Source organism: Oleiphilus sp. HI0061, from assembly GCF_001635675.1.
This window is the reverse complement of record NZ_LWFE01001182.1, coordinates 1-6,506: the sequence shown is the minus strand read 5'-3', so window position 1 is coordinate 6,506 and position 6,506 is coordinate 1. Positions and strand designations below refer to the sequence as shown.

Genomic DNA, 6,506 nt, shown 5'->3' with positions numbered 1-6,506 from the left:
TGTATCAGCAAGGCGATTTTAGGAATGAATTAGCAGTTTCGTCAGCTCTGGTTAAGCCCAGCGACTTTGATATTCCAACTCTGGAGCATCATGTGCCTGCCGCATTTATTGCTGCCCCCATTTTAAAGGTAATTGAAAAACCAAGTTTGCCCATTGCTTCATCTTTATCTCCTTTTTTGCGGAGTGCGAAGCTGTTACCGAAGAAGGCGTGCTTTATTTATGGTGGCAATTGGCTTGCTGATCCGTGCTATCCAGAAGGCTCTGAACGAGTGAAGTTGTACGGTTGCTCAAGCAATCAGGAAATGTATTCGCTTGCAGAGTCTTCTGAGCTAAAGCCTAACGACTATATGTTCTTCCGGCCCAGACAAAGTGAAGCCTTGTTTCTCCAGTTCGGGCAAATAGCTGTCTATGATCAGGGAAAGATTGTTGCTTGGTGGTCTGTATTTGATACCTCAAAAACACCTCGCTGGGAGCAATAGTTGTAGTGATGGGTATTTTCTTTATTCTCGTTTTACTCAGCTTTCCCGCTGTGTTGATTGTCGCTGCTCAGCGCTGGGCCATTCTCGACAAGCTGGGTGTCGTGGTGTTGGCTTTTGCCTCGGGTATTGTGCTATCGGGTTTCAATATCCAGAACTACTTGCCCGGTAGCGATGTGCTCTCGATCCAAACTCAGGTAACTGAAGTCGCCATAGCCTTGGCAATTCCAATGCTGGCTTTTTCAATGGATATTAAGTCTGCTTTTCACTTGGCTGGGCCAACGATTAAAGCCATGATTCTAGCATTGTTTAGCGTGATGATTATCACGACGATTCTGTCTTTACTGTTTGATGGGCGAATAGAGCATTTGTGGCAAGTTGCTGGATTAGCGGTCGGCGCGTATACCGGAGGAGGCCCGAATATGGCGGCTATTAGTGCGGCAATTGAAGGTGAGCAGTCGGTGTTTATTACGATGACCAGCTATGATATTTTGCTGTCGGCCTTATATCTATTATTTGTTGTGAGCCTCGCAAAACCGCTGTTTAGCCGGTTTTTAAAAGCCTTCAATGAAAGCGAAAAGTTGCCCTTGAATAGCACGTCGGGTGGGGGGCTCTTTGATCACTTGAGTGATGAAAGTTCACATGCCTATAAGCAGCTAGTGAGCAAAGAAAATGTTTTAAATGTTGCCTCTGTACTCGGCTTTGCAGTGTTGGCATTGGTTATTGGTATAGGCCTTTCTCAGTTGTTCCCGAAAAGTATGTCTTCAGTAGTGACGATAGTGGCGATTACGAGTGCTGGTCTGGGCTTGTCATTTTTTCCTCAGGTAAAGCGTTTGAAGCAGAGCTTTCATTGCGGCATGTATTTGGTGCTAGTGTTTTGTTTTACCATGGGCACAATGACCAACTTGGAAATTCTAAGTGCTCTGAATGTAGAGTTATTTCTCTTTATCGCCTTGTTATTGGTTGGCACGTTAATTCTGCATGCTAGTTTATGCAAGCTATTTAAAGTCGATACAGATACCTTCTTGATTAGTTCGGCCGCAGCCATCATGTCGGTGCCATTTATACCCGTCGTGGCGGGTGCTTTGAAGAATAAATCGCTAATAGTCCCAGGTTTCGCCGCTGCAATTCTTGGCTATATCCTGGGTAACTATTTAGGGATTACGCTCGCCTACTTGATACGCTGGTTGAGCTCTTAAAGTAAATCGTTGCCTACCAACTCCAGGACAGTCCAATATCAACTGATAAGCCAGAATCCGCTAGGCCGTTTTCAACGTTATATAGTGATGCGACGGTATTTTTCTGATCAAAAATATTATTCACGTTTATATACATAGCACGTTCGCCTTCGCCTGATTTAGAGTCGAAGTGTTTAAGAAGGCTGAGGTCAGTACGAAAATAATCATCTGCATCCTCTGGCGCAATTTGCGTCACCTCTAGCGTTGTCGGGTTTGTCGAGGTTATATAGTCACCCTCACTATAGTTGAGCATTGCTCTTTGTTTGATTGATAGCTCGATATTGCTATCAGCAAGTAGGTAGTTACCCTGAAGTGTAAAAATCCACTGTGGGAAAGCTAAATAATCACTATTGAGTTCTTTATTCTCGCTTCGAACATAGCTACTGCTGCCAACTAACTCAAACCTCTTGAACTGTTTTCGACCAGAAAGCTCAACACCATAAGACTCATTTCTACCTGTGTTGAAATATTTCTGAGAAGAGCCCGTTGTTGGCACTAAAACGATGCCTTCTTTCCAGCGACTTGAAAACAGAGTTAACTCTGTAGAATAGTCATTAGCGAGAAAATGATTGACCCACTCAATCGTATCAATTTCCTCTGGTTTGATGCTCTCGTTTGCTTCAATTGCCTGAACAGAGCCAAATCTCTCAATTGCTGTGGGCGCTCTAAAAGCGTGGCCGTAAAGAAGCTTGGAGCTATAGTTTTCATTGACTTTGACAATGAGCCCTGCTCTTGGCGAAAGGTGAGAGCCGACATCTGAGTAATCGTCTGCTCTGAGACCATAGACAGCATGCAGTTTGTCATTAAATAAGCCTGTCTTGGCTTGGAATAGTGCATACCTAATGTGTCGTTTAGAATTCTTATAAGGGTTGTCTTGATCAACAAGGGTGCTGCCATTTAAGTCGATCCGGGAGTAGTTGCTACCGTTGACGATAAATCGGTCATAACCAGCACCGAGAACCCATTGCGTTGAGGCTTCAGGCGATTTGCCTTTTAACTGAAGTTTCGCGCCACTACGTTGCTCATTTGTAGATTGATAGAGTGTGTGAGGGCAGTAAAGAGGGTTATTGGTCGTATTGGTTCCATCTTTACAGTCAAAAGAAGTGATTGGTATATCGTTAGGCGCGTACACGAGGCTTATCGGGTAGCGTGCATTGTCAAATGACCATTCTTGCTTACTCTGCCAATGATAGATTTGAGTGCCCAGTTCAATGCTATCGCTAAGCTGGTAATCGTAAGATAAGCTTGCGAGCCAGAAGCTGGAATCTTGCCCTGAATGTTCCCGATCTTCAGTTAAGCTGGTAGATTGCACGTCAAAATTATCATCAATACGGGTAAAGAACTGGGTGCCGGTGCTTGGAAAACCAGATGCCAAATAGTTTGCGTAGTATGAAAAAAACTCGACACGTCCTGTATCGACTTTGCCAGCGCTCAATTTTATAAAGCCACTTTGATCACGATAGGCATAGTGTCTTTCGGAGTTATAGAGCAAACCGTCATCAGGATCGGTGTAGCGATAGTTCAAGTTTTGATCGCTCTGTCGGGCAAATGCTAAGCCGGCATTGAGTATGCTATCTTCGAATGTCTGTGCGACAAATAGAGAGGCTTTGGTATAACCATCACTGCCTACTTTACTTCTAATCTGGGTCTCATCTTTATTAGAGTCTTTGAGTTGTCGAGCAATTACACCATGAAAAGCATCGCTTCCATAGAGTGTACTGCCGGGCCCTCTAACCATTTCTATACGGCTTAAATGATCAAGATTGATAATCGGTTTATCATACAACGAGGTCGCATAAGTGTAGCTGTTTAAGGGGACGCCATTTAAAGTGTTGGCAATGCCGCGCACCGATAGCTCTGTAGTGAAGCCGCGAATTGCTATTGCTTCGGCACCACCCCAAGTAGGGTAACTTGCCACGGAAGGAACACTTTCCAGCACATCACTTAAGCGTTTTGCTCCTGTTTTTTGCCAGTCATTTTCGGTCAGAAGAGATACGCTAGACGCTGCGTCCAGCTCTGACTCTTCAAATACTGATGCAACAGTTACTTTGAGGTTCATTAAGTCCTGAATGGACATTTGGACTGTGTGATCGAGATAATGAGGTAATGTATAAAGCGGCACCACTACATGATATTGGGAAGATCGCTATCCCTGATCATATCCTTAACAAGCCTGGTAAGCTAACACCTCAAGAGTGGGAGGTTATGCAGTCTCATGCCCAGATCGGTTACGATATACTTTCGACGTCTGACTTAGAGGTCTTGCGAGCGGGCGCGCTCATTGCAGGTGGGCATCACGAGAACTGGGACGGTTCAGGCTATCCAAACGGTATTGCGGGTGAAGATATTCATATCTTTGCGCGAATTGCTTCGGTGGCAGATGTGTTCGATGCGCTGGTGAATCGTCGATGCTATAAACAAGCTAGGTCTATAGACGAGACATTAAACTTCTTCAAAGAGATGAAAGGCACTAAGTTCGAGCCGCGTTTGGTTGATTTATTACTCGATACCCAAGAAGAGCTAATGAAAATTCAAGAGGCGCATGCCGATTAGGCATGCGCATACGATACTAGGTTTTACGCTTAGAATGCTAAGGCAAAGCCTAGTAGTATCGATAGAGTAGCGAGACCGGATGCAACAATGATTGTCGCCATTGCCTTGTCTTGTTTGGCTGCATCAGAACGAGTAAACGACGCTCTATCTTCGAAGGTCATTTGTTTTAGCGGTGCAGCTAGCATTGGCTTCATTTCGTTATCAACTAAAATTGAATCGTTGGCTGGGTTGTCCTTGCCTGAGCCTTTTTTAGTTTGATGAGGAATGCCGTTAATTCGTGTCTGAAAAGTTGTATTTTCGGCTTCTTCTTGTTCACTCTCTTGCAGCAACTCCAGCGCCCAGCTTTCATCAACCTCTTGCGGTTCAGTGCTCCGGTATGCTGTATAGGTTTGGTTAAACTTTTCGTATAGTGCAGTGGTTTCTTGAAGTGTGAGAGTCTGATCCTGCGCTTTTTGAGAGACCATATTCAAAATACGCGCACGCTCGTCGTGTATCTGTTTATTGTCTTGCTCTAATGCTGAGTTTCCGTAATCTTCAATTGTTGCTACTGACATGATTCGTTCCTGAATTAATTGCCTTCTCTCTCCTTGGCGAACCGTTATCTTAAAACGATAAACGTCGAAAAGGCGTTAAAAGTAAATTCCAATTTGCTTCTTATTACAGGTTCTTTGAATCGATATTATCGGGGGGAGAATAGGAATTCAAAAGCCATATCAAGCTCTTGATTCTATTTCGATAGTGAGTGCTCAATGCAGTTCACTATGACTAACTCTTCCCTGTTATTGTTGTAGATCGAGATACTATCCTGATGTGGGCAATCATAGGTGGAAAGCTGCAAGTGGTCAATGTTTGCCGTGTGAGACATTGACCATTCTTGATGAGGGAAAAATCGATAAATTAAAGTGCTCGAGTTTCTCCAACCTTCATCAATAAAGCATTTTCATCGCCATAGCTTTGATCTATAGCGGCTTGTTTAAAGCGAGGAGGGGCTTCAAATGGGTCTTCAGGTGTCAGCATGATAGCCCCCCAATGCATGCCGATGGTTTTCTGTGCTTTGATACTTCTTGCAATTTCAATGGCATCTTCAGGTGTCGCGTGAACAGAACGCATATACCTTCTTGGCTCATAGGCGCCAATACCAATTAAGGCCAAATCGAAGGGGCCTGCCCGTTCACCTATCTCCTTGAATATCTCACCTTTCGCTGTATCGCCCGAGAACCATATGCTTCTTTCCTTGGAGCGGAAGCTGAAGCTTGCCCATAGGGTCTTGTTGGTATCAAAGAGGCCTCTGCCAGAGAAATGCACGGCGGGTAGTGTGGTGATGGTTAGTTCTTCGACTTGTGTTTCTTGCCACCAGTCTTGCTCAATAACACGCTTGTAGCCTCGCGATGTTAAGAAGCGCTTAAGGCCCAAGGGTACGATGACTAAAGTTTCTTTTTTGTAGGGGTAGGCTCGAAGGGCTAAGTCATCTAAGTGGTCATAGTGGTTGTGGCTGATGGCTATGATATCGGCTTGGGGTAATGACTTGGCGTCAAATGCAGAAGGCACAAAACGTTTGGGGCCTAAAGAACCAAGGCCAGCAACTTCACTCAAGAAGGGGTCGGTAATGATAACTTTGTTGTTTAGGCGGAGGATAAAGGCTGCATGACCTATCCAGGTGATGCTAGGTTGCGGTGTATCGCGGTATTGCTGCTCCACTTGCTCCTTGGGCAGAATGTGGCCTTCAGGTATAGAAGGCATTCTATTTGCGAAGGGGAAGGTGGTAAAGAAGCGTATTGCTTCCCAAGTGCTACTAGTGCGTTTTGGGCTGCCGGGAGGGTTTCGAAACCCTCCTACTGGTAGATGATGTTGGGGGCGCTTGCTTGTCGACACTTGTGCTATTTCTTTCGTTTAACTGATTTTTTCTTGGCGCTTGTTTTCTTTCCAGAGGTTTTCTTTTTCTTCTTAGAACCAGCCGCTTTTCCGGAAGCTTTGAGTTTTTTCGGGCCTTTATAGTGACCTTCAAGCTCTTTAACTTTACGTCGCTTGAAGGTCTGCTTTAGAAAACGCTCTATACCGGCCATAAGGTTAAATTCAGGCGCGGAAATAAGGGTGATGGCTAAACCCTTTTCGCCCGCTCTGCCGGTGCGACCTATACGGTGGACATATATCTCACCACGCCTCGGCATTTCGAAGTTGATCACCAGATCCATGCCTTCAATATCAATACCTCGTGCAGCAATATCTGTAGCGACCATTA

At 44.9% G+C, this 6,506-nt stretch carries 6 protein-coding genes and 1 pseudogene; 3 read left to right on the top strand and 4 right to left on the bottom strand.

Annotated features, from left to right (window positions below; genetic code table 11):
• Positions 1-479, top strand: a pseudogene (locus A3735_RS31120) (type III pyridoxal 5-phosphate-dependent enzyme); the annotation flags it as partial.
• An 8-nt stretch (positions 480-487) separates the two neighbouring features.
• Positions 488-1,675: a DUF819 family protein gene (locus A3735_RS18215; RefSeq protein ID WP_068553504.1), complete on the top strand. Its 1,188-nt coding sequence runs from the start codon at positions 488-490 to the stop codon at positions 1,673-1,675.
• A gap of 13 nt (positions 1,676-1,688) precedes the next feature.
• On the opposite strand, the gene A3735_RS18210 is transcribed toward A3735_RS18215, so the two are convergent.
• Entirely contained in the window at positions 1,689-3,773 is a 2,085-nt protein-coding gene (locus tag A3735_RS18210) for a TonB-dependent receptor (RefSeq protein WP_068509502.1), read from the bottom strand.
• 23 nt (positions 3,774-3,796) lie between these two features.
• On the opposite strand from A3735_RS18210, the gene A3735_RS18205 reads away from it, so the two are divergent.
• Positions 3,797-4,267, top strand: a complete 471-nt coding sequence (locus A3735_RS18205) for an HD-GYP domain-containing protein (RefSeq protein ID WP_082907151.1) — start codon at positions 3,797-3,799, stop codon at positions 4,265-4,267.
• A 29-nt stretch (positions 4,268-4,296) separates the two neighbouring features.
• Here A3735_RS18205 and A3735_RS18200 read toward each other — a convergent pair whose 3' ends face one another.
• From A3735_RS18200 to A3735_RS18190, 3 genes are all read right to left on the bottom strand, one after another.
• Entirely contained in the window at positions 4,297-4,821 is a 525-nt protein-coding gene (locus A3735_RS18200; protein WP_068509498.1) for a hypothetical protein, read from the bottom strand.
• 343 nt (positions 4,822-5,164) lie between these two features.
• On the bottom strand, positions 5,165-6,139 hold the full coding sequence (locus A3735_RS18195; protein ID WP_068509495.1) for an MBL fold metallo-hydrolase: 975 nt from the start codon (positions 6,137-6,139) through the stop codon (positions 5,165-5,167).
• A 5-nt stretch (positions 6,140-6,144) separates the two neighbouring features.
• Positions 6,145-6,506 (bottom strand): helicase-related protein (locus A3735_RS18190; RefSeq protein ID WP_082885925.1); only part of this gene is annotated, 362 nt, incomplete at its 5' end.

Excerpts from the sequence above, each read along its gene's own strand:
- A3735_RS18210 (WP_068509502.1), bottom strand. The coding sequence starts at position 3,773 with ATGAACCTCAAAGTAACTGTTGCATCAGTATTTGAAGAGTCAGAGCTG.
- A3735_RS18215 (WP_068553504.1), top strand. The coding sequence starts at position 488 with ATGGGTATTTTCTTTATTCTCGTTTTACTCAGCTTTCCCGCTGTGTTG.
- A3735_RS18200 (WP_068509498.1), bottom strand. The coding sequence starts at position 4,821 with ATGTCAGTAGCAACAATTGAAGATTACGGAAACTCAGCATTAGAGCAA.